Genomic DNA, 21,260 nt, shown 5'->3' on the forward strand with positions numbered 1-21,260 from the left:
GTAACCGTTGAATGAGCAGCGTACGACGTCGGACGTGGGGAAGCATCATCCCCGCCCTCACCCTGGCCGCGGGCACACTGTTCGCGGCCAGTTCGAGCACCGCTCGGGGCACCGATCTGCGCGACGGCGGGCGCACCCGGATCACCGAACTCATCACCGCCGAGCAGCAGCGCAACGACCGCGAACTCGCCCGGTACCGGCGATTGCGCCGCGAGGTCGACACCATGGCCCGGCAGGCCGGCCGCCGGGACGCCCGGGTCAAGGAGGCCCAGGCCCGCGCCGACGCCCGCGCCGGATCCGCCGCGTTCACCCCACTGCGCGGCAGCGGCCTGCGCGTCTCGCTCGACGACGCCCCGCAGCGCGGCCGGCTCGGGCACAGCGTCAACCCCGACGACCTGGTGGTGCACCAGAGCGACGTGCAGGCCGTGGTGAACGCGCTGTGGGCGGGCGGCGCCACCGGCATGCAGATCATGGACCAGCGGGTCATCACCACCAGCGCGGTACGGTGCGTGGGCAATACGCTGATCCTGCAGGGCGTCGTCTACTCCCCGCCGTTCCACATCACGGCGGTGGGCGACCCCGGCCGGCTCCGCGCGACGCTGGCCGCCTCCCCGGAGATCGGTGTCTACCTGAACCATGTGGAGCAGTACGGGCTCGGGTTCTCGGTGCGAGTGCTCGACTCGGTCACCCTGCCGTCCTACACCGGCAACGTGACCATGAAGCATGCGGAGCCGGTCACGGGGGACGCACAGTCGTAACGTATCGTGACGACGTCGTGCCAGAATCTGACACGGGAACGGAGACGGGTGGTGCGGGTTCTGATCCGCGGCTTCGGAGAGCTGTGCATCACCGCCGGGTTGGTCGTGCTGCTGTTCGTGACCTACACGCTGTGGGGCACCGGCCGCTACACCCGCGCGCAGCAGGAACAGCTCAGCGACCAGCTCCAGCGGACCTGGCGGCAACCCCAGGTCACCACCGAGAAGATCACGCTGGGCAGCGGCATCGCGCAGATCCGCATCCCCCGGTTCGGGAAGAAGTACCGTTATGTCGTGGTCGAGGGCGTCGATCTGAGCGACCTGCGCAAGGGGCCCGGACACTACCCCGGCACCGCCCTGCCCGGCCAGGTCGGCAACTTCGTCGTCTCGGGCCACCGCACCACCTACTCCGCGCCGTTCAACCGCGCCGCCGAGTTGCGGTCCGGCGACGAGATCCTCATCGACACCCGGGACAAGCAGTACGTCTACGAAGTCACCAGCAGAAGAGTGGTCCAGCCCACGGCGATGGAGGTGACCGCACCGGTACCGTTCCATCCCGGGCGGAAACCCGAGCGGCGACTGCTCACGATCACCACCTGCCACCCCAAGTACTCGGCCGCCCAGCGGCTCATCATCTTCGGCGAACTGGTCCGGGAACTGCCCCGGGCCACCGCCACCGACCAGGGCTAGGAGAGCGATGTACGCCTGGATCTGGCGCCGGTTGCCCGGCCACGGGCCACAGCGTGCGCTGGTCGCGCTCGGGCTGATCCTCGCGGCCGTGGCGATCCTGTGGTACGTGATCTTCCCCTGGCTCGAGCCCAAGCTCCAGTTCGACCGGGGAGTGGTCGAGAACGGCGTGACGGCTCCGCCCTCCTCCCCTTCGGTGCCGGGCTGATGCGCGTCCTGGTCGTCGACAACCGCGACAGCTTCGTCTTCAACCTCGTGCAGTACCTGCTCGAACTCGGCGCCGACTGCGTGGTCAAGGACCGCTCGGCGGTCACGCTCGCGGACGCCGAGGCCGTGGACGGTGTCCTCCTCAGCCCTGGCCCCGGGCATCCCCGGGACACGGGGATCTGCCTCGACCTGGTCCGCCGCACCGACCGGCCGCTGCTGGGCGTCTGCCTCGGGCACCAGATCATCGCGGTGGCGTACGGTGCAACCGTGTCCCGCGCCCCCGAGGTCGTGCACGGGTACACCAGCGCGATCCACCACTCCGGAGCGGGCCTGCTCGCCGGGCTACCCAGCCCGTTCCCCGCCACCCGCTACCACTCGCTGGCGGTCGAGCCCGGCACGGTGGCGGCCCCGCTGGAGGTGACCGCCCGCACCGCGGACGGCGTCGTCATGGGGCTGCGGCACCGGACCCGGCCCGTCGAAGGGGTGCAGTTCCACCCGGAGTCGGTGCTCAGCGAGCACGGCCACGCGCTGCTGGACAACTGGCTGGCCCGCTGCGCCCCCGCCGGACGCCGACCCGGTGCCCTCGCCCAGAAATATCACCCAGCTGTGTAACAGACCACACTCGCGAGACGAATCCGTAATGAGGGGCTTCCGCCATTGCCCCCGAGTGGCGGAAGCCCCTTTTGCGTTCCGGTCGCCGAACGCACCGCGCCCCGGCCCTCCGCAAGGGGTCGGGGCGCACTGTCGACGCACCTGTCTCAGCGCCCTCGGCACACCGCCCCCTCGTCGCGGTGAAGATCGCTCGGTTTCTCGCGATCTTCACCGCTCCTCGGTCAGGACGGCGCGGGCGCCGTTCCCGTCAGTCGTCCCCGAAGTGCGGGAAACCACCGGGGCCGCCGGGGCCGGTCGGCGTCCCGGGAGGCGGGGGCTGCTGCGGACGCTTGGCCACGAAGACCGTCACCGTCTCGCCCCGGGACATCGTGGTGCCCGCGCCCGGGTTGGTGCCGATCACCAGGCCGTCCGGGACGTCGCCCTCCGGCGGGCGCTCCTCCAGCCGGCACCGTAGGCCGAGCGCCCTGATCCGGTTGCAGGCGGCCGTGCCGGTGCTGTTGCTCACGTCCGGCACCTGCACCTCGTTGGGTCCGGCGGAAACGTAGAGCGTCACCCGGGAGCCCTTGTCGACCTTGCTCCCGGCCGACGGGGTGGTCTTGATGGCCTGACCCCTCGGGACGTCGTTGCTCGGCTCCTGCCGGGTGGAGACCCGGAAGCCCGCGGCGGTCAACTCCGCGGCGGCCGACGTCGCGGACTTGCCCTCGACGCTCGGTACCTCGACCTGTTCGGCCGGCTGTTTGCCCTTGGAGACGACGAGGGCGACCTCGGTGCCCTTGTCGACCTGCTTGGCCTCCTCGGGGTTCGTGCTGATGACGTCGCCCTTGGCGACGTCGTCGCTGTACTCCTCGGTGACCTCGCCGACCTTCAGCCCGGCGGTGGTCAGCGCCTGCTCGGCCTCCTGCTGGGAGGTGCCGATCACGGCGGGCACCGCGACCTGCACGGTCTCGTCCGGGTTGTCGCCGCCATTGGTCAGCAGGAACGCGGCCAGCACGGCGAGGCCGATGAAGGCTGCGGCCACCGCCACCCAGATGGCGGCCTGGCGGCCCTTGCCCTCGCGGCCGTCCAGGTCGTCGTAGTCGTCATAGCGGACGGGCGGCAGGCCGTAGTCGGTGGCGGCCGGGCGGTGCATCTGGGTACGGCCGGGACCGCCCGGTACCTGACCCATCACCTGGGTGCCCGCCGGAGCGGCGCCCATCATCATGGTGGACGCCGCGGTGGCCGACACCGGCATGCCCTGCAACGCCCGCTGCAGGTCGGCCCGGAACTCGGTGGCGCTCTGGTAGCGCTGGTTCGGGTCCTTGGCCATCGCCTTGAGCACGATGGCGTCGAGCCACTGCGGGATCTCGTGGTCGATCTGGGACGGGGGGATCGGCTCCTCCCGGACATGCTGGTACGCGATGGAGACCGGGGAGTCGCCGGTGAACGGCGGCCGGCCGGTCAGCAGCTCGTAGAGCACGCATCCGGTGGAGTACAGGTCGCTGCGGGCGTCGACCCGCTCGCCCCGGGCCTGCTCGGGGGAGAGGTACTGCGCCGTGCCGATCACCTGGGCGGTCTGCGTCATCGTGGCGGCCGAGTCGTCCATGGCCCGGGCGATCCCGAAGTCCATGACCTTGACCTCGTGATTGCGGGTCAGCATCACGTTGGCCGGCTTGATGTCGCGGTGGATGATCTGACCGCGGTGGCTGTAGTCCAGGGCCCGCAGAATGCCGTCGGTGATCTCCATCGCCCGTTCCGGCCGCAGCCGGCGGTTCTCGCGCAGGAGGTCGCGCAGCGTGTGGCCGTCGACGTACTCCATCACGATGTAGGGAACGGGAGTGTCACCGATGCGGTCTTCCCCGGTGTCGTACACGGCGATAACCGACGGGTGGTTGAGCGAAGCGGCCGACTGGGCCTCACGGCTGAAGCGCGCCTGGAAGGTCGGGTCTCGGGCCAGGTCGGAGCGGAGCGTCTTGACCGCGACGATGCGATCGAGGCGCAGGTCTCTGGCACGGTAGACCTCGGCCATGCCACCACGCCCGATCACGCCGTCGAGTTCGTAGCGGCCACCGAGCAGCCGAGGCTGAGTCATGTCCTCTGCAACTTTCCCTCGTGCGTCTTCCCTACTCCTGGAACGTATTCGCCCCTGCCCCCGGATCATCGGAAGGCGACGGGTCGGGATCCGGAGACTGTGGCGGTTCGGAGTTCGGCGGTGAAGACGGCGGATCGGGTGGTCTGGGGTCGGTCGGGGTGGGTGGGCTGTTCGGCTTCCTTGAGGGTGACGCGCTGGGCGACGGCGAGGTTGTCGCCCCGCCGTAGGGATTCCGTGACGTCGTCGGGGGGGTGGGCTGAGGCACGCCGCCGCTCGGCACCGGACCGACCGAGGGGTCGGGCTGGGCCGGGTCGGCGGGCAGCGGTCGCCCGCGACCGTCGTCCTCGTTCATCAAACCGGCGGTGGCCGGCCCGCGCCAGAGCGAGCCGATCACAATGAGGCCGAGAAGCAGGATGCCGACCGCCACCGAGGTGTACATCAGCGCCGAGCGTCGTTGCCCGGATTCCTCTTCGCTCTCGCTGGGGAGCGTATCTGTCCCTCGGCCGAGGTCCAAGTTGATCGTGTCGTCCCCGAGGGCCAGGGATTCGCGAATGAGGTAGGCCCGCTCGGCCACCTCGCGGGCGTCGGCGGGGCGGTCGTCGGGCTCTTTGGCGAGCAACGCGCGGATGAGGTCGCGCACCGGCTCGGGAACGATCTCGGGGAGCTCCGGCGGGGGTTCGCGCACGTGCTGGAGTGCGATGGCCACGGCGGTGTCGCCCTGGAACGGCGGATGACCGGCCAGGCACTCGTACGCCACCACGCCCAGCGCGTACAGGTCGGTGGCCGGGCCGACGGGCTGGCCGGACGCCTGTTCGGGCGCGACGTAGTGCGCGGTGCCCATGACCATGCCGGTCTGGGTGACCCCGCTGACCTCCAGCCCCCGGGCGATGCCGAAGTCGGTGATCTTGACCTGCTCGCCCTCGGTGATCATGAGGTTGGCGGGCTTGATGTCGCGATGGACGATGTTGGCCTCGTGCGCGACGTGCAGTGCCCGGGCGACCTGGGCCATCAGGTCGAGCGTGGCCTGGGCGTCGAGCCGTTCGATCCGGCGAAGGATCTTTGACAGCGGCTCGCCGGGCACGAGTTCCATCACCAGGTAGGCGCGGTCCTCGTGCTCGCCGTAGTCGTAGATCTGCGCGATGCCGCCGTGTTGCACGGCTGCGGCGAACCGGGCCTCCGCCTGGAACCGGGCCAGCGCCGCCGCGTCGGAGACGTACTCCTGACGTAGCAGCTTGACCGCGACGATGCGGTCGAGCAGCGTGTCCGTGGCCCGCCAGACCTCGCCCATCCCGCCAGTCGCCAGCCGGTCGTCCAGCCGGTACCGGTCGTTCAGGACGACAGCACTCATAGCCTGGTCGCCTCCGACTCGCACACCGGGGAATTCCTCATTCGGCCAGCACCGCCCGCATGATCTGGCCGGCCAGCGGGCCGGCCGTCCCGCCGGCGGAGCCGGGGCCGACAGTGACGACTGCGAAAGCGTACCGGGGGTTGTTCATCGGGGCATACCCCACGAACCAACGATGGTTGGTGTTCCCGATTCCCGTCTCGGCGGTGCCCGTCTTTCCGGCGATGTTGAACGGCCGGAGATTGGTGGCCGTTCCGCTGGTGACGACCGCGGCCATCATGTCCTTGAGCTGGTCGGCGGTGTCCTCCTTGATCGGCTGGGCGAACTCGCGCGGCCGGGCCTCGTAGAAGACCGTCTGGTCCTCGCCGTCCTGGACCTTCTGCACCAGGTACGGCTTCATGATCTTGCCCTTGTTGGCCACCGCGGCGGCGGTCATCGCCATCTGCAGCGGGGTGGCCTGGACGCTGCCCTGGCCGATGCCGGAGCGGGCGGTGTCGTCGCGGCCGACCTTCCTCTTCTCACCGGTCTGCGGGTCAGTGACCTCGACGGGCACGTCGCTCTGCTGGCCGAGCAGGTCGGGCTCGACCTCGATCGGCTTGCCGAAACCGAACTTCCCGGCCTCCCGGGCCAGCTCGTCGACGCCCATGTCGAGCGCCATCTGGGCGAACGTCGTGTTGCAGGACTCGGCGAACGCCTGGATCAGCGGCGCCTGGCCCGCGCATGCACCACCGTCATGCGAGTTGGGCAGCGGGCGGTTCGACTCGGGGAGCAGCAGCTGGCCGGTGAACACGCTGCTGTTCTTGTTGAGGCCCTTCTGCTCCATGGCCAGCGCGGCCACCACGGTCTTGAACGACGAGCCCGGGAAGAACGTGTCGTTCATCGCCTTGTCGAGCAGCGGCTTGAGCCTCTTGTCGGCGTCGAGCTGGTTGAGCAGCTGTCCGCCCTTGGTACCGGTCTGCGGGGCGACCTTCTGCGGGTCGAAGGAGGGGAAGCCGGCCAGCACCACGATGGCGCCAGTCCTGATGTCGATGACCGCGGCCCCGGCGCGCTGGGAGGTGCTGCCCTTGAGCACCTCGTAGGCCCGCTCCTGCGCCTTGGGCTTGATGGTCGTGTAGATGTCGGCGCCCTTGGGGGCACGGCCGATGAACGCGTCGAACCAGCGCTGGTGGGTGATGCGCCGGTCGCGGCCGTCGAGCAGCGAGTTGTAGGCGAGCTCCAGCTTGGACTGCCCGCCGGTGGCGGCAAAGAAGCCGGTGACCGGGGAGTAGATCAGGCCCTTGGTGTAGTTACGGGCGTACTTGGGGTTGCTGAGCCCGCTCTCCTCGGACTCCGCCAGCGTCAGGTTACCGGCGATGATCTTGCCGCGCGGCCGGTTGAAGACGTCGAGGAACTGCCGGTTGTTGAGCCTGTCGGTCTGCAGGCTCTCGGCCTGGCTGCCCTGGATGTAGTTGACGTTGATCATCAACGCCATGATCAGAAGCAGTGCGAAGATCGTCACGCGCCGGAGGGGTTTGTCCATGTTCATGGCCGCGCCCTCCTCGGTGTCTGCTCAGTGTCCACCATCGTCCCCCGCTTGGGTCGGCCGTCCGTTGAGACGGCCCGGGGCCGCCGGATGTTCATCGAGTGCTCACCACCTGGGTCATGCCCTCGTCCTGGATCGCCTGCGGCGCCGGCTTGCGCGCGTCATGGCTCATCCGCACCAGGATGGCGATCAGGATCCAGTTGGCCATCAACGAGGACCCGCCCTGGGAGAGGAACGGCGTCGTCAGACCGGTCAGCGGAATGAGCCGGGTCACCCCGCCGACGATGATGAACACCTGGAGTGCGATGACGAACGAGACCCCGCCGGCGAAGAGCTTCAGGAACGGATCTCGGGCGTCGACCGCGGTCTTCATCCCGCGTTGCACGATCAACCCGTACAACAACAGGAGCACCATCAACCCCGTCAGCCCCAGCTCCTCACCCATCGAGGTGAAGATGAAGTCGCTGAACGACAGCGGGGTCCGCCACGGCTCGCCCTGACCCAGGCCCTTGCCGAGCACGCCGCCCTCACCCATCGAGAACAGGCCCTGCATCAGCTGCTCGCTGTCGGAGTACTTGCCGCCCAGCCGGGCGCACTTGGTGATGCCGTCCAGGACGATCTGGCCGTCCACGATGTCGGGCGGGGTCTTGACGACCTTGCCGTCGACCAGGCAGCCACCCTGGAAGTAGGGCTTGGGGTCCTGCCAGATGCTGAGCCGCTGGTTCACGTGGCTCAGGAACGGGATGAACGTGGCGATGAAGATGCCCAGCGCGAGCAGCCCGATACCGATCGCCACCCACGAGCCCCGCTGGGTCGCGATGTAGAGCATCGACACGAACAGCCCGAAGTACAGCAGCGCGGTACCCAGGTCCTTCTGGACGAACAGCACGCCCAGCGTCATGACCCAGATCACCAGGATCGGGCCCAGGTCGCGGGCCCGGGGCAGGCTGATCGGGCCGACCTTCTTACCGACCAGCGACAGCGCCTGCCGCTTGTTCACCAGATAGCCGGCGAAGAACACGACCAGCGCCAGCTTGGCGAACTCGCCCGGCTGCACCGAGAAACCACCGACCCGGATCCAGACCCGGGCACCGTTGATCTCGGCGCCCAGCCCCGGCACGATCGGCAGCAGCAGGAGCATGAAGGCGACCGCGCCCACCGTGTAGGTGTAGCGCTGCATCGTCTTGGGCGTCAGGTTGAACTTCTGGTCGCCCTCCTGCATGTCACGCATGATCACGACCGCGAGGGCGAACAGGAAGATGCCGACGAACGTCCACTGCAACTGGGTCGGCGCGGACGCCTCGTCCGCGATGATCTTCTTCCCGGCGGCGATCGCCTCCTGCCGGGTCCGGCTGGTGTCGAGGTCCAGCCGGTAGATCATGGCCAGGCCGAGGCCGTTCAGCGCGACCGCCAGCGGCAGCAGCAGCGGGTCGGCGTACGGCGCGAACCGCATGATCACGAAGTAGGCGGCCCCGGCCAGGACCGCCAGCCCGCCGCCATAGCCGACCAGGCCGGCGGGGATACGCCCGTCCCGGGCCAGGCCCACCTGCGCGAAGGCCGCCAGGGTGACGGCCATCGCGAAGACGAGCATCACCAGGGACGCCGCCTTGCGCGGCTTGGCCGGAAGCTGGGTGGGGAGTGAAGTCATCGGGGCTTCCCTGGGCACTGCTTGGCTGCCGGATCGCCGGAGGCGCAGGCCTCGGCCTTCGTCTTGAGCTGTGCCAGCCGGGCCTGGGCCTGCGCCCGCGGAATGGGTTGGGGCCGGCTGAGAGAGTCCTGTTCGGGGGTCGGGAGGTCGGCCACCACGACATCACTGGTGGTGATCTTGGTACGGGCGCAGCCGTCGCGCTGCTCCTGCTCGGTGGCGCCGCGGAACATGGCGACCTTGCCGCCGTCGTCGAGCAGCGAGTAGCGGCACAGCTTCCAGCCGCGCCAGGCCGTCGCGCTGCTCAGGCCGAGGGGTTCGGTCTTCAGCCTGTCCTGCAGCGGTTTGGGCAGCTCCTCGACCAGGATCGGCGGGTTCGGCTGGTCCTTCCCCGCGACCTTGCTGGACATGGACAGGCCCAGCACACTGTCGGGGGACCCCTTGTAGACGACCAGCCGGCCGTTCTCGGCCTGGGCGTAGAAACCGTCGTTACGCAGATGCTGCACACCGAACGCGGCAGTGCCGATCACCAGCACACCGAACAGGCCGACCCCACCGATCAAAAAGCCCCAGCGACGCCTGACCTTAGGCTGCCGGGGTGGTGGGGGCGCTCCGACCCCGGCCGGCGACGCAGCCGCGGGAGCCGGGGCCGGTGGCGGCATCTCGTCGACCATCACCGGGGGCTGCGGCATCGTGTCGCGCATGTCGCGGGCCCGCTGCGCGGGAGTGTCCGTCGGCGGCGGGCCGCCCGGCGCCTCCGGCTGGCTGGCCACGTTCGCCGCGGCACCCGCGAGCTGGGGGCCGGTGGCCAGCGGGGGCTGCTGGCTCAGGTCGATGACGTCGGCCACCACACAGGTGATGTTGTCAGGGCCACCGCCGCGGTTGGCCAGGTCGATCAGCTGCCTGATCGCCTGCTCCGGCTCGGCGTAGTCGCTGAGCACCTGGAAGATGGTCTCGGCGGTGACCACACCGGACAGGCCGTCCGAACACAGCAGGTAGCGGTCGCCGACCTTCGCCTCGCGGATCGACAGGTCCGGGTCGACCTCGCCACGCCCGTCCAGCGCGCGCAACAGCAGCGAGCGCTGCGGGTGCGAGGCCGCCTCGTCCTGAGTGATCCGCCCCTCGTCGACCAGCGACTGCACCAGGGTGTGGTCGTGGGTGATCTGGAACAGGCTCCCGTCGCGCAACAGGTACGCCCGGGAGTCACCGATGTGCACCAGCGCGACCTGGTTACCCGCCCACAGCATCGCGGTGAGCGTCGTCCCCATCCCCTGCAAGGCGGGATCGGACTCCACGATGTGATGCAACTTCTCGTTGGCGGCCTTGACCGTGTGCTCCAGCGCCGCCAACAGATCAGCGGCAGGCACGTCGGTGTCGAGCGGCTTCAGCGTCTCGATCGCCGCAGCACTGGCGATCTCGCCACCGACATGACCGCCCATGCCGTCGGCGACAGCCAGCAGGTGGGCCCCGGCATACGCGGAGTCCTCGTTGCCTTCGCGCAGCATCCCGACATCGGAGCGCGCGGCATAACGGATTCCTATTTTCATTTCCGCAGCTCGATAACGGTCTTGCCGATACGGATCGGAACGCCTGGGGGCACCTGCATGGGCCGCGTCACCTTCGTACGTCCGAGATAAGTGCCGTTGGTCGAGTTGAGGTCCTCCACGATCCACTGACCGTCCTGCGCGAAGATCCGGGCATGCCGGCTCGAGGCGTAGTCATCGGTCACCACGAGCGTGGAGTCACTCGCCCGGCCAATGGTGATGTGCGTACCCGACGTGAGCTCGATGGTCGTACCAGTCAGATCACCCTGGGTGACGACCAGCTTGCTCGGCTCACTGCGCCGTGGCGCCGGCTGCCGGGGGGGCTTGGGCGGTTTCGGCTGACGGGCCGCACGTGTGGCGGACCTCGAGCCGAACAGGTCGGCCCGAATAACCCCCACGGCCGCGATGACAAAGAGCCAAAGCACCGCGAGGAACGCCAGCTTGATAAGCGTCAGGGTCAGTTCGGTCATCGGAGTTCGGGGCTACTCCCTGTCACGGCGGAACACCAGAGTCGTACGGCCCATCGTGACCCGCGAGCCATCGACGAGTGTGACACGTCGCTCCTGCTGCCCGTTCACAAATGAACCGTTTGTTGACCCTAGATCCACGAGGACGATTTCGGGACCCTCTACGCGGATCTCGGCGTGATGCCGTGATACGCCAGGGTCGACAAGACGAAGGTCGCAGTCCGTTCCACGGCCCAACAAAGTCACCGGAGTGGCGATCTCATAGGTCCGCTGAGTACCGTCACTGCCCTCCGCGGTGGACGTCACGAGCAGCCGCGGTCGTCCCCCGAACGCGTTCGCCCGCCCCTGCGGAATGTCACTGGCCGGCCGCCGAACCTCGCCGCCCTCGACCGTCGCACCACGGATGACCCCCGACCGGATACGGAACATCCCCGTCGCCAGATCACCCGCCGGGTCGAAACGCACCCGCACCGGACCCACGAAGGAATATCCCTGCTCCTTCGCATACTCCCGGGCCAGATTCGCCAGCTCCTGGCTCAGGCTGTCGGCATACACCGCCAACCGCTCGCCATCCGCCGTCGAGATCTCGACCACGAAGTCGTTCGGTACCAGCGTGCGCCCCTGAGCCACGATCGCCGCTCGGTCATCCATCTCACGCTGAACCGCGCTGGCCACCTCGACAGGCTGGAGCTCAGACTTGAAAGCACGGGCGAAGGCCCCCTCCACCATGCCCTCGAGCCGCCGCTCGAAGCGCTGCAGGACACCCACGGGCACCTCCTCTCTCCACTGGTAGACGATCGTATCCGTGCGGGGGTTCGGTAGAAGTATGTGTGTTCCAACCTGGTGCTGCAGGCGTGCTAACCTTTCCACGCACCCGAGGGCGGGTGGCGGAACGGCAGACGCGCACGGTTCAGGTCCGTGTGTCCGAAAGGACGTGAGGGTTCAAATCCCTCCTCGCCCACTTCGGTCTGGGTCAGTATGGTCGGAGCTTTGCTCCTTCCCTGCTGGCCCTTCGTCGTTTTGTCCGGGGGGCGACCCCCGGGCCCCTGGTGTGGGGGCTCCGCCCCCACTCCCCCTGTGCGGCTCTGCTTGGTGGGCTGGGGGGTGGCTTCGTTGGGCTGGTTCCTTGAGGGTACGCCTGGGGGGCTCGTGATCGGGGATCATCTCGGGCTTGATCTTCTTTTGCCGGGGCCGGCCTGCCGTTTCGTTGGGCTCGGCCGTCAGACGGGGGAACTCAAGTTCATGTCGCGGGTGTTGCGGGGGGATGTGCGCGGGCGACGTGGGGTGCGTGGGCGACGTGGGGGTGCTGTGTGGGGGTGGGGTTTTAGGCGTGGGCTCGTGCTGGTTGTTGGGGTTGGGTGGTTGTGGGGAAGCTGATTTCTATGTGGAGGCCGCCTGCTGGGTGGGGGTGGGCGGTGATGGTGGCGTTGTGGGCTGTTGCTATGGCGCGGACTATTGAGAGGCCCAGGCCGTGGTGGCCGGTGGTGCGGGCGGGGCGTTCGCCTAGGCGTTGGAAGGGTTCGAAGAGTTGAGGGGTTTGGTGGGGGGGGATGGTGGGGCCGGTGTTGGTCACTGAGACTAGTGATCGGTTGGCTCTGGTTTCGGTTGTTACTTTTACGTGGCCGCCTGGGATGTTGTGGTGTACGGCGTTGTCTATGAGGTTGGCGACCAGGCGGGCGGCCAGGGCTGGGTGGCCCTTGGTGGGGGCGGGGTTGATTTGGGTTGTTATGTGTATGTCGGTTGCGGTTGCTTCCAGGTGGGTTGCGGCTAGGGCCTGATGGGCCAGGTCTGATAGGTCGAAGGGGGTCTGGCGGTCCAGGCCTCGTTCGCTGGTGGTCAGGGTTAGTAGGGCTTCCAGTAGTTGGGCCTGGTCCTTGCTGAGTTCCAGTAGGCGCTTCGAGGTTGTGCGGTAGGACTCCAGGGTGGCCTCTCGGTCGGTGAGTGTTTCCTCCAGGAGGGCGCGTTCCAGGGTCAGGGGGGTGCGTAGTTCGTGGGCGGCGTTGGCTACGAAGCGTTTGTGGGCGTTGAGGGCGGTTTCCAGGCGGCCCAGCAGGGCGTCTACGGTGTCGGCCAGGGCCTTCATCTCGTCGGGGGGGCCTGTTACGGCTAGGCGTTCGTGCACGTTGCGGGCGGAGATCTGCTGGATCGTGGTTGTCATCGTGCGTAGTGGCCTCAGGACGCGTCCGGCTACCAGCCAGCCGAGTGCGATCGAGATCAGCAGCATGATCGCGAGGGCTATCGCGGACTGTGTCAGCAGGTCGTGCAGTTGTGCTTCCCTGATTCGTTTCAGGTGTTCGCGGATCTCCGGGCCGTTGCCGTCGTAGGAAATGACCACCAGGCCCGCCTTGGAGCGGTGCACGAGCAGGTACGTGATCGTGAGAAGGGCCGCGCCGGAGGTCGCGAACAGCGCGCTGTACAGGGCCGTGAGACGCATGCGCACGGTTCGGGGGGAAAGAGCGGAAGCGGCGACGGGCGGGCGGAGCGGGTCACGAAGGCTCATGGGCATCACCTATTCGGTAGCCGCCCTGCTGGACGGTTTCGATCAGGGGTGGTGGGCCGAGCTTGGACCGCAGGCGGTTCATCGTGGCCTTGACGGTGGTCGTGAACGGGTCGGTCGCCTCGTCCCAGACCCGTTCCAGCAGTTCCTCGGCGGACACGACACGGCCGTCGGCGCCGAGCAGGTACTCCAGGACCGCGAACTCCTTCGGGCTCAGCGCCAGGCGCATTCCCGAACGGGTCGCGATCCGCTGCGCCGGATCCAGTCGCAGGTCGCCGCGGACCAGGACCGGTGGCAGTGCCGGCTGCGCCCGGCGGCCCAGCGCCCTGATCCGGGCCACGAGTTCGGCGTACGCGAACGGCTTCGGCAGGTAGTCGTCGGCGCCCAGGCTCAAGCCTGACACCCGGTCGGCGATCGTGCCGGAGGCGGTCAGCATCAGGACACGGGTACGGCTCGTCCGGCTCACCAGCGAGCGGCACACCTCGTCGCCGTGGACGACGGGCAGGTCCCGGTCGAGCACGACGACGTCGTAGTCCAGCAGCGAGGTCCGCTCGATGGCCGCCTCGCCGTCGTGGACCACATCGACGGCCATTCCCTCACGGCGCAGAACCCTGGCCACGGACGCCGCGAGCTCGACGTGGTCCTCGGCCACCAGCACTCTCATCGTGTGGTCAGGTTAACCACCGCCGCGGTCACAGCCGGGTCACAGGAGCTCTGACTTCGGTGTGACCGCCCGTTGTCTAGACATGGTCTCCAGCGCCCGTCCACCGACGCGAAGGAGACCACGACATGTCCAAGGCGAAGCCGAAACGGGCACCGGCGCTGCCGCTGGTGGCGCTCGCGCTCCTCCTGCCGGTGCTCGCGGCCTGCGGTGGGTCGGACGCCCCTTCCGGCGCTTCGGGTGCGGCGGCGGGCGGGGGTTCCGCGGGTACGAGCAGCGACCCGTATGTGAAGTTCGCGCAATGTATGCGGCAGAACGGGGTGCCGGACTGGCCCGACCCCGTTGACGGGACGAAGTTCCGTATGCCGCGGGGGAAGATCGACCCCAACTCGCCGGAGTTCAAGGCCGCGTCGCAGGCATGCAAGCCGCTGGCGCCGCCGGGATGGGGCGGCGAATCCCGGCAGGACCCGGCCGTCCAGGCCGGAATGCTGAAGTACGCCCAGTGCATGCGCAAGAACGGGGTGCCCGACTTCCCCGACCCCCAGGGCGGAGCACTGGACCTCGGCAACATCGACCTCGACTCGCCGCAGTTCAAGGCCGCAGAGCAGAAATGCCAGTCATTGCGGCCGGCGGGTGGTGGGGGATGAGCACCGATGTCGACGCGGCGCCTTCCGGTGTGCCCGGCACCGGGGACACCGCCCCGGGCATCCCGGTTCCGGACCGCCGGAAACCGCGCCGGCGCGGACGGCGGAAGGTGCTCGCCGGGACGGGGGTCCTGGTGCTGCTGGCCGCGGTGGGTGTCGCCGTCCTGGGTCCCTTCGATGACGGGGACACCCGGCCCGCGTCCTCGACCGATGGCACCTCGCTGGCGGCCGTGCGGGAAGGACCGCTGTCCACGCAGGTGACGCAGAGCGGGACGCTCTCGTACGCGGCCCATGGTGACGGGACCCCGTACTCCGTGGTCAACCAGGCCACGGGGATCTACACCTGGGTCCCCGGCGAGGGCGGGGAGATCGGCTGCGGCAGGGCCCTCTACCGGGTGGACGAGAAACCGGTGGTGCTGATCTGCGGCAGCACACCGGCCTACCGCGCCCTGTCGGTGGGCGACGAGGGCCGCGAGGTGCGCGACCTCAACAGGAACCTCGTGCGGCTCGGGTACGCCGAGAGGTCCGAGCTCGATCCCGGCTCGGCCTACTACGGAGCGGAGACCGCGGAGGCCGTCGCCGAACTACAGGAGAAGCTGGGCGTCGACAGGACCGGGAGCCTGGATCTCGGGGACGCCGTGTTCCTGCCCGGTCCGCTCCGGGTGACGAAGGCGACGGCCAGGGCCGGAACGCGGGCGGCGCCAGGAGCCCAGGTGGCCCAGACCACCTCGGCCAGGCGCCAGGTGACGGTGGAACTCGCCCCCGGCCAGCAGACCCAGGTCAAGGTCGGTGACCGGGCCCGGATCACGCTTCCCGACAACAGGACGACCCCGGGCCGGGTGAGCCGCATCGGGACGGTCGCGCGATCCGGCGACGACGAGAAGGACTCGTCCGGCGCCACGATCCCGGTGTACATCACGCTCGACCGGCCGAAGGACGCGGGGAAACTGGACGAGGCCCCGGTCCGGGTGCAGATCACGACCGACGGGGTCGAGAAGGCGCTGATCGTCCCGGTCACCGCGCTCCTGGGCAGGGCCGGAGGCGGCTACGTCGTCGAGGTGGCCGACCCGGCGGGCGGCCGGCAGCGCCGGCTGGTTCCCGTGACGATCGGCATGTTCGACAACGACAACGGGCTCGTGCAGGTGTCCGGGGACCTGTCCGTCGGTGATCAAGTGGTGGTGCCGGCCTCATGAGCCCGACTCACAATCGAAACGGCCGGGCTCCCGCGCTCGAACTGGAAGGCGTCACCAAGATCTACGGAGGGCAGCCGCCCGTGCCCGCGCTGCGGGGCGTGAGTTTCACCGTCCGCCACGGCGAACTGGTCGCCATCGTCGGGCCGTCGGGGTCGGGGAAGACGACCCTCCTGCACGTCATGGGGACGCTGGAGCGGCCCACGGACGGGTCGGTCCGGATCGACGGGGTCGACGCGGCGGGGCTCGGCGACCGGCAGCTCGCGGCCCTGCGCGCCCGCAGCATCGGGTTCGTCTTCCAGCAGTTCTTCCTGGCCGAGCACTCCACGGCCCTGGAGAACGTCGCGGATGGCCTCCTGTATGCGGGCGTCGAGGTCGGCGAGCGACGGCGCCGTGCCGCCGCCGCGCTCGATCGTGTCGGGCTCGCGCATCGCAGCGGGTTCCGTCCCACCAGGATGTCCGGAGGTGAGCGCCAGCGCGTGGCCATCGCCCGCGCGCTGGTGGGCAGGCCGGCGATCGTGCTCGCCGACGAGCCGACGGGCAACCTCGACAGCACCACGGGCGCCTCGATCCTCCAGTTGCTGCGAGAGCTCAACGCCGAGGGCGCGACGATCATCATGATCACGCATGACGTTGACCTGGCCGCGCGGCTGCCTCGCCGGATGCACGTCCTGGATGGCCGGATCATTTCCGACGACAGCGCCGGCGCGTTCGCCGGCTCGGCCGCGCACGGCGGGCCGGGAGAGGTGGAGTGACATGCGGATCCCAGCCCATCTCGTGCCGGCCCGCCTACGCGCCGGAGACCAGGCCCGGGTGGCGAGCTCCGGGCTGCGTGCCCGACCGCTGCGGGCGGTGCTGTCCGCGCTCGGGATCGCGATCGGCACCACGGCGATCGTCGCGGTCCTTGGGCTGTCGGCGTCGTCCCAGGCCGGTCTGCTGGCGGAGATCGACCGGCTCGGCACGAACCTGCTGACCGCCAAGACCGGCCAGAGCTTCACCCAGGAGGAAGCGGTCATGCCGGTCACCGCACCCGACCGGGTGTCGCGGCTCGGGTCCGTCGAGGAGGTGGCGCACACCGGCACAGTCCGCGACGCGAACGTGTACCGGAGCCCGTTGATACCTCCGGTCAACACCAACGGGCTGAAGGTCCAGGCGGCGAGCCTGAACCTGCCGCGGGTGGCCGGCGCCGGCGTCGCCCACGGCCGCTGGCTCAACGAGGCGACGGCGACGCAGCCCGCCGTCGTGCTCGGTGCGGCGGCCGCGCAGCGGCTGGGGATCGGCCGCGTCCATCCCGGGCAGCGGGTGTGGCTGGGCGGACAGTGGTTCTATGTCGCCGGGATCCTCACCCCGGCGACGCTCGCGCCGGACGTCGACACGAGCGCCCTGGTCGGATATCCGGCGGCGCGGCGCCATCTCGGCCACACCAGCATGGCCCGCGGCGAGCTGGCGGACGGCCCGCCGACCACGCTCTACGTACGGGCGGAGACCGAAGCGGTCGGCGAGGTGCAGTCGGTGCTCGCGCGGACCGCGAACCCGGAGGCGCCGAACGAGGTCAACGTGAGCCAGCCCTCCGACGCGCTCACCGCGCGTGCCGCGGCGCAGGGAGCGTTCAACAGCCTGTTTCTGGGACTCGGCGTGGTGGCGCTGATCGTGGGGGCGGTGGGAGTGGCCAACATCATGATCATCTCCGTCCTGGAGCGCCGCTCGGAGATCGGCCTGCGCCGCGCGCTCGGGGCGACGCGGGGACAGATCCGCACCCAGTTCCTGGCGGAGGCGATCATGCTGTCGGTGCTCGGTGGCGTGGTCGGCGTGGCCGCCGGGGCGGTGGCGACCGCGGTGTACGCCGGCGTCAAGGACTGGACGGTCGTCATTCCCACCGAGGCGTGGGCGGGCGGTATCGGCTCGGCCATCGTCATCGGCGCGGTCGCCGGCCTGATGCCCGCGCTGCGCGCCGCCCGTCTCTCGCCGACCGAGGCCCTACGCACGGCCTGACCCGTTCGAGTCCCGCACGGTCGAGCCGGTCCGGCCACCGCCTCCGGACGCGCGCCGGTAAGGCGGGCCGGTAAGCCGGGCCAAGCTGGGCCGGGCCGGGCGAGCCGAGCCGGGCCGAGCTGGGCGGGCCGGGCCGGGTCGAGAGCTGGGCCGGGCGGGCCGGGCCGAGCTGGGCCGGGCCGGGCCAAGCCGGGCCGAGAGCTGGGCCGGGCCGAGAGCTGGGCCGGGCGGGCCGGGCCAAGCTGAGCTGAGCTGGGCCGGGCCAAGCCGAGCTGGGCTGAGCGGGGCCGGCCGGGCCGAGCTGGGCCGGGCCGGGCCGGGCCGGGCGGGCCGGGCGGGCCGGTTCGCCAGGTGTCAGTTGGTGCCGGGCTGGTGTTGGACGGTCGTCGCGGCCAGGCAGAAGGTGACCATGCGCTCGACTTCGGCGGGGGTCGGCGTGGTGCGCTGCCAGAGGTGGTCGGACAGCCTGCCCAGGACCGCGTGGGCCGCCAGGGACGCGTCCAGGGCCGGGGTGGTGCTGCCCAGGGCGGTGAACGGGCCGTGGAGCAGGGTGGCCAGCGGGGCGCTGGCGGGGTGGCGGCCCGCGGCCAGGCCCTCGCCGCTGCTGCCGGCGTTCCACAGGACGGCCAGCGTGGTGGTGGCGATCTTCTCGTCGGTCTGGGTCAGCACGCCTTCCACCCAGCGCCGGACCTGTTCCTCGGGTGCCGGCTCCTTGGCCATCTGGTGGGCCAGGTAGCTGCCGAGCCTGTCGGCCCCGTCCTCGAGCAGTGCGGTGACCAGGGCTTCCTTCGACGGGAAGTAGCGGTAGAAGGCGTCGTTGGACAGGCCAGCGGCGGTCACGATGTCGGTGACCCGGGGGCGTGTGGCGGTACCGCAGGCGCTCATGACCTGCAGCGCGGCGTCGAGCAGGCGCCGGACCTCGGCGGCGTAGCTCGCGCCGCGCCGGGACAGGGCCTGCTGGGCGATCCGGTCCGCTATGTCACCCGAAAGAATTGCGTTCTTTTTCATCAGAACCTTATTCTCTCATACGACCGGAAGGTTCTCCAGACGACCGGAGGAGGAGCACCATGCCGTGGGACTTCGAGACCGAACCCGAGTACCAGGCCCAGCTCGACTGGGCCGACCAGTTCGTCCGAGAGGAGATCGAACCGCTCGACCTGGTCGCCCCCGACCTGCAGTTCGTGCCGCCGAGCCAGGCGCTCAAGACCGTCCTCGATCCACTGAAGGAGCAGGTCAGGGCACGTGGGTTGTGGGCCACTCACCTCGGCCCCGAGCTGGGCGGCCGGGGGCACGGGCAGCTCAAGCTGGCCCTGCTCAACGAGATCCTCGGGCGCTCGCCCTGGGCGCCGCACATCTTCGGCTGCCACGCGCCCGACACCGGCAACGCCGAGATCCTGGCCCACTACGGCACGCAGGGGCAGAAGGACCGCTACCTGGAGCCGCTGCTCAACGGTGAGATCTTCTCCTGCTACTCGATGACCGAGCCGCACGCCGGCGCCGACCCCAAGGAGTTCACCACCCGGGCCGTCAGGGACGGTGACGAGTGGGTCATCAACGGGTGGAAGTACTTTTCGTCCAACGCCAAGACCGCTTCCTTCTTCATCGTCATGGCGGTGACGGACCCGGACGTCAACGCCTACCAGGGCATGTCGATGTTCCTGGTGCCGGCCGACACGCCGGGCATCGAGATCGTGCGCAACGTCGGGCTCGCCGGGGAGCAGCCGCTCGACGACGGGTTCCACGCCCTGATCCACTACCGGGACGTGCGCGTCCCGGACGAGGCCGTGCTCGGCGGCGAGGGCCAGGCGTTCGTCATCGCGCAGACCCGGCTGGGCGGCGGGCGCATCCACCACGCGATGCGGACGATCGGCCTGGCCAGGCGGGCCCTCGACATGATGTGCGAGCGGGCGCTGTCACGTAAGACGCAGGGCACTCTCCTGGCCGACAAGCAGTTCGTCCAGGGGTACATCGCGGACTCCTACGCCCAGCTCACGCAGTTCAGGCTGTTCGTGCTGTACACGGCGTGGGAGATCGACAAGTACAACGACTACCGCAGGGTGCGCAAGGACATCTCGGCCATCAAGGCGCTCATGCCCACCGTCCTGCACGACATCGCGCAGCGGGCCATGCAGGTCCACGGCGCGCTGGGCACCACCAACGAGATGCCCTTCCACCACATGATGCTGGGCGCGCAGGTCATGGCCATCGCCGACGGGCCGACCGAGGTCCACAAGGTGACCGTGGCCCGGCAGGTGCTGCGGGACCACCAGCCCAGCAAGGACGAGCTGTGGCCCGACCACTACATCCCGGCGCGCCTGCAGGCCGCCCGGGACAAGTACGCCGAGTACCTGGAGATGGAGGCCGGAAACCTGTGATCGACATCGCACGCCTCGGCCCCTGGATGGACCGGGCCGGCCTCGCCGGCAAGGGCGAACCGATCGAGTGCCGCGCCATCTCCGGCGGCGCCCAGAACGAGATCTACGAGGTCTCCCGGGGCGACCTGCGCGCCGCCCTGCGCATCCCGCCGGAGCGGGCGCCGGAGGCCCGGGACAAGGGCATCGTGCGGGAGTGGCGGATCATCGAGGCGCTGGACGGCACCGACGTCCCGCACGTCGCGGCCATCGCGCTGTGCGAGGACACCTCGGTCCTCGGCCGCGCCTTCTACCTGATGGGCTTCGTCGACGGCTGGTCACCGATGGGCCTGCGAGACCGGGCCTGGCCACAGCCGTTCGCCGGCGACGTCGAGGCGAAGCGGGGGCTGGCCTACCAGCTCGCCGAGAGCATCGCCCTGCTGTCCAAGGTCGACTGGCGGGCCAGGGGCCTGGGCGACCTGGGCCGCCCGGACGGCTTCCACGAGCGTCAGGTCGCCCGGTGGACGTCCTTCTACGAGAAGGCCGGCGGCCGCAGGCTGGACGGCTACGACGAGGCCCGGGCCTGGCTGTCCGAGCACCGGCCGCTCGACTACGTTCCGGGGATCATGCATGGCGACTACCAGTTCGCCAACGTGATGTACCACCACGGCGCGCCCGCCCGGCTGGCGGCGATCGTCGACTGGGAGATGGGCACGATCGGCGACCCCAAGCTCGACCTGGCCTGGATGCTACAGAACTGGCCCGAGGACACCAGCCCGCCCAGCGCGGCCACCGCGACCTACGTCGACCTGCGGCACATGCCGACCCCGGCGCAGCTGCTGGCCCGCTACTCCGAGGTGTCGGGCCGGCAGGTGGACGACATCGACTACTACACCGTGCTGGCGTCGTGGAAACTCGGCGTCGTCCTGGAACAGGGGTTCCAGCGCGCCGGCGACAACCCCAGGCTGCAGGCGTTCGGCCCCCTCGTCCCGGCCCTGTTCGAGCAGGCCGCCGAACTGGCTGAAAGCACCGACTACCGGCGGTGACCCGCCGCGATCGGATCTCCGGGTGAA

General features: G+C 69.7%; 20 protein-coding genes and 1 tRNA gene. 11 read left to right on the forward strand and 10 right to left on the reverse strand.

What is annotated here, in order from left to right; translation table 11 throughout:
- Positions 1 to 11 precede the first annotated feature (11 nt).
- Genes DPM19_RS12825 through DPM19_RS12840 form a run of 4 tightly spaced genes read left to right on the forward strand, consistent with a single transcriptional unit; the run spans position 12 to position 2,261 of the window.
- Positions 12 to 758 (forward strand): DUF881 domain-containing protein, encoded by a 747-nt coding sequence (locus DPM19_RS12825; protein ID WP_111866719.1) that lies wholly within the window; start codon positions 12 to 14, stop codon positions 756 to 758.
- 51 nt (positions 759 to 809) lie between these two features.
- A complete protein-coding gene (locus DPM19_RS12830) occupies positions 810 to 1,445 on the forward strand; it encodes a class E sortase (protein ID WP_146778844.1) in 636 nt (211 codons plus the stop codon).
- A gap of 7 nt (positions 1,446 to 1,452) precedes the next feature.
- Positions 1,453 to 1,650, forward strand: coding sequence for a hypothetical protein (locus DPM19_RS12835; RefSeq protein ID WP_111866721.1), 198 nt, complete (start codon positions 1,453 to 1,455; stop codon positions 1,648 to 1,650).
- A complete protein-coding gene (locus DPM19_RS12840) occupies positions 1,650 to 2,261 on the forward strand; it encodes an anthranilate synthase component II (RefSeq protein ID WP_111866724.1) in 612 nt (203 codons plus the stop codon). The genes DPM19_RS12835 and DPM19_RS12840 overlap by 1 nt, the downstream gene beginning before the upstream one ends.
- Before the next feature lie 247 nt (positions 2,262 to 2,508).
- Here the strand turns inward: DPM19_RS12840 and pknB are convergent, their stop codons facing one another.
- The 7 genes from pknB to DPM19_RS12875 form a co-directional block, all read right to left on the reverse strand.
- Positions 2,509 to 4,329, reverse strand: coding sequence for a Stk1 family PASTA domain-containing Ser/Thr kinase (pknB, locus tag DPM19_RS12845; protein ID WP_111866727.1), 1,821 nt, complete (start codon positions 4,327 to 4,329; stop codon positions 2,509 to 2,511).
- Between the two features lie 31 nt (positions 4,330 to 4,360).
- A complete protein-coding gene (locus DPM19_RS12850; protein WP_111866730.1) occupies positions 4,361 to 5,677 on the reverse strand; it encodes a serine/threonine-protein kinase in 1,317 nt (438 codons plus the stop codon).
- 37 nt (positions 5,678 to 5,714) lie between these two features.
- On the reverse strand, positions 5,715 to 7,199 hold the full coding sequence (locus DPM19_RS12855; RefSeq protein WP_111866732.1) for a peptidoglycan D,D-transpeptidase FtsI family protein: 1,485 nt from the start codon (positions 7,197 to 7,199) through the stop codon (positions 5,715 to 5,717).
- Positions 7,200 to 7,290: 91 nt separating this feature from the next.
- Positions 7,291 to 8,844: an FtsW/RodA/SpoVE family cell cycle protein gene (locus tag DPM19_RS12860; protein WP_111866735.1), complete on the reverse strand. Its 1,554-nt coding sequence runs from the start codon at positions 8,842 to 8,844 to the stop codon at positions 7,291 to 7,293.
- On the reverse strand, positions 8,841 to 10,346 hold the full coding sequence (locus DPM19_RS12865) for a PP2C family protein-serine/threonine phosphatase (protein WP_407642518.1): 1,506 nt from the start codon (positions 10,344 to 10,346) through the stop codon (positions 8,841 to 8,843). Before DPM19_RS12865 ends, DPM19_RS12860 begins: the two co-directional genes overlap by 4 nt.
- A 38-nt stretch (positions 10,347 to 10,384) precedes the next feature.
- The gene (locus tag DPM19_RS12870; RefSeq protein WP_111866741.1) at positions 10,385 to 10,855 is read right to left on the reverse strand and encodes an FHA domain-containing protein FhaB/FipA; all 471 of its coding nucleotides are present in this window, start codon (positions 10,853 to 10,855) and stop codon (positions 10,385 to 10,387) included.
- A 12-nt stretch (positions 10,856 to 10,867) separates the two neighbouring features.
- Positions 10,868 to 11,620, reverse strand: a complete 753-nt coding sequence (locus DPM19_RS12875; protein ID WP_111866743.1) for an FhaA domain-containing protein — start codon at positions 11,618 to 11,620, stop codon at positions 10,868 to 10,870.
- Between the two features lie 110 nt (positions 11,621 to 11,730).
- Here DPM19_RS12875 and DPM19_RS12880 point away from each other — a divergent pair.
- A tRNA-Leu gene (locus DPM19_RS12880) sits at positions 11,731 to 11,813 on the forward strand.
- Between the two features lie 363 nt (positions 11,814 to 12,176).
- Here the strand turns inward: DPM19_RS12880 and DPM19_RS12885 are convergent.
- Both DPM19_RS12885 and DPM19_RS12890 read right to left on the reverse strand, forming a co-directional pair.
- Positions 12,177 to 13,352: a sensor histidine kinase gene (locus DPM19_RS12885; protein ID WP_111867460.1), complete on the reverse strand. Its 1,176-nt coding sequence runs from the start codon at positions 13,350 to 13,352 to the stop codon at positions 12,177 to 12,179.
- Positions 13,339 to 14,013, reverse strand: coding sequence for a response regulator transcription factor (locus DPM19_RS12890; RefSeq protein WP_111866746.1), 675 nt, complete (start codon positions 14,011 to 14,013; stop codon positions 13,339 to 13,341). Before DPM19_RS12890 ends, DPM19_RS12885 begins: the two co-directional genes overlap by 14 nt.
- A gap of 125 nt (positions 14,014 to 14,138) precedes the next feature.
- On the opposite strand from DPM19_RS12890, the gene DPM19_RS12895 reads away from it, so the two are divergent.
- Genes DPM19_RS12895 through DPM19_RS12910 form a run of 4 tightly spaced genes read left to right on the forward strand, consistent with a single transcriptional unit; the run spans position 14,139 to position 17,836 of the window.
- On the forward strand, positions 14,139 to 14,657 hold the full coding sequence (locus DPM19_RS12895; protein ID WP_111866749.1) for a hypothetical protein: 519 nt from the start codon (positions 14,139 to 14,141) through the stop codon (positions 14,655 to 14,657).
- Positions 14,654 to 15,847 (forward strand): peptidoglycan-binding protein, encoded by a 1,194-nt coding sequence (locus DPM19_RS12900; RefSeq protein WP_158566774.1) that lies wholly within the window; start codon positions 14,654 to 14,656, stop codon positions 15,845 to 15,847. The genes DPM19_RS12895 and DPM19_RS12900 overlap by 4 nt, the downstream gene beginning before the upstream one ends.
- The gene (locus DPM19_RS12905; protein ID WP_111866754.1) at positions 15,844 to 16,599 is read left to right on the forward strand and encodes an ABC transporter ATP-binding protein; all 756 of its coding nucleotides are present in this window, start codon (positions 15,844 to 15,846) and stop codon (positions 16,597 to 16,599) included. The genes DPM19_RS12900 and DPM19_RS12905 overlap by 4 nt, the downstream gene beginning before the upstream one ends.
- Position 16,600: 1 nt before the next feature.
- Positions 16,601 to 17,836, forward strand: coding sequence for an ABC transporter permease (locus DPM19_RS12910; protein ID WP_111866757.1), 1,236 nt, complete (start codon positions 16,601 to 16,603; stop codon positions 17,834 to 17,836).
- A 354-nt stretch (positions 17,837 to 18,190) separates the two neighbouring features.
- Here DPM19_RS12910 and DPM19_RS12915 read toward each other — a convergent pair whose 3' ends face one another.
- Positions 18,191 to 18,844, reverse strand: coding sequence for a TetR/AcrR family transcriptional regulator (locus DPM19_RS12915; protein ID WP_111866759.1), 654 nt, complete (start codon positions 18,842 to 18,844; stop codon positions 18,191 to 18,193).
- Between the two features lie 59 nt (positions 18,845 to 18,903).
- Here DPM19_RS12915 and DPM19_RS12920 point away from each other — a divergent pair, with 59 nt between their 5' ends.
- Both DPM19_RS12920 and DPM19_RS12925 read left to right on the forward strand, forming a co-directional pair.
- Positions 18,904 to 20,211: an acyl-CoA dehydrogenase family protein gene (locus DPM19_RS12920; RefSeq protein ID WP_111866762.1), complete on the forward strand. Its 1,308-nt coding sequence runs from the start codon at positions 18,904 to 18,906 to the stop codon at positions 20,209 to 20,211.
- Positions 20,208 to 21,233 (forward strand): phosphotransferase family protein, encoded by a 1,026-nt coding sequence (locus tag DPM19_RS12925; RefSeq protein WP_111866765.1) that lies wholly within the window; start codon positions 20,208 to 20,210, stop codon positions 21,231 to 21,233. Before DPM19_RS12920 ends, DPM19_RS12925 begins: the two co-directional genes overlap by 4 nt.
- The last annotated feature ends 27 nt before the right edge of the window (positions 21,234 to 21,260 follow it).

The organism is Actinomadura craniellae, from assembly GCF_003289645.1.
Taxonomy (GTDB): Bacteria; Actinomycetota; Actinomycetes; order Streptosporangiales; family Streptosporangiaceae; genus Actinomadura_D; species Actinomadura_D craniellae.

Coding starts and splice junctions, on each gene's coding strand:
- DPM19_RS12825 (WP_111866719.1), top strand. CDS start 12: ATGAGCAGCGTACGACGTCGGACGTGGGGAAGCATCATCCCCGCCCTC.
- DPM19_RS12835 (WP_111866721.1), top strand. CDS start 1,453: ATGTACGCCTGGATCTGGCGCCGGTTGCCCGGCCACGGGCCACAGCGT.
- DPM19_RS12840 (WP_111866724.1), top strand. CDS start 1,650: ATGCGCGTCCTGGTCGTCGACAACCGCGACAGCTTCGTCTTCAACCTC.
- pknB (WP_111866727.1), bottom strand. CDS start 4,329: ATGACTCAGCCTCGGCTGCTCGGTGGCCGCTACGAACTCGACGGCGTG.
- DPM19_RS12850 (WP_111866730.1), bottom strand. CDS start 5,677: ATGAGTGCTGTCGTCCTGAACGACCGGTACCGGCTGGACGACCGGCTG.
- DPM19_RS12855 (WP_111866732.1), bottom strand. CDS start 7,199: ATGAACATGGACAAACCCCTCCGGCGCGTGACGATCTTCGCACTGCTT.
- DPM19_RS12860 (WP_111866735.1), bottom strand. CDS start 8,844: ATGACTTCACTCCCCACCCAGCTTCCGGCCAAGCCGCGCAAGGCGGCG.
- DPM19_RS12865 (WP_407642518.1), bottom strand. CDS start 10,346: ATGCTGCGCGAAGGCAACGAGGACTCCGCGTATGCCGGGGCCCACCTG.
- DPM19_RS12870 (WP_111866741.1), bottom strand. CDS start 10,855: ATGACCGAACTGACCCTGACGCTTATCAAGCTGGCGTTCCTCGCGGTG.
- DPM19_RS12885 (WP_111867460.1), bottom strand. CDS start 13,352: ATGAGCCTTCGTGACCCGCTCCGCCCGCCCGTCGCCGCTTCCGCTCTT.
- DPM19_RS12890 (WP_111866746.1), bottom strand. CDS start 14,013: ATGAGAGTGCTGGTGGCCGAGGACCACGTCGAGCTCGCGGCGTCCGTG.
- DPM19_RS12895 (WP_111866749.1), top strand. CDS start 14,139: ATGTCCAAGGCGAAGCCGAAACGGGCACCGGCGCTGCCGCTGGTGGCG.
- DPM19_RS12900 (WP_158566774.1), top strand. CDS start 14,654: ATGAGCACCGATGTCGACGCGGCGCCTTCCGGTGTGCCCGGCACCGGG.
- DPM19_RS12905 (WP_111866754.1), top strand. CDS start 15,844: ATGAGCCCGACTCACAATCGAAACGGCCGGGCTCCCGCGCTCGAACTG.
- DPM19_RS12910 (WP_111866757.1), top strand. CDS start 16,601: ATGCGGATCCCAGCCCATCTCGTGCCGGCCCGCCTACGCGCCGGAGAC.
- DPM19_RS12915 (WP_111866759.1), bottom strand. CDS start 18,844: ATGAAAAAGAACGCAATTCTTTCGGGTGACATAGCGGACCGGATCGCC.
- DPM19_RS12920 (WP_111866762.1), top strand. CDS start 18,904: ATGCCGTGGGACTTCGAGACCGAACCCGAGTACCAGGCCCAGCTCGAC.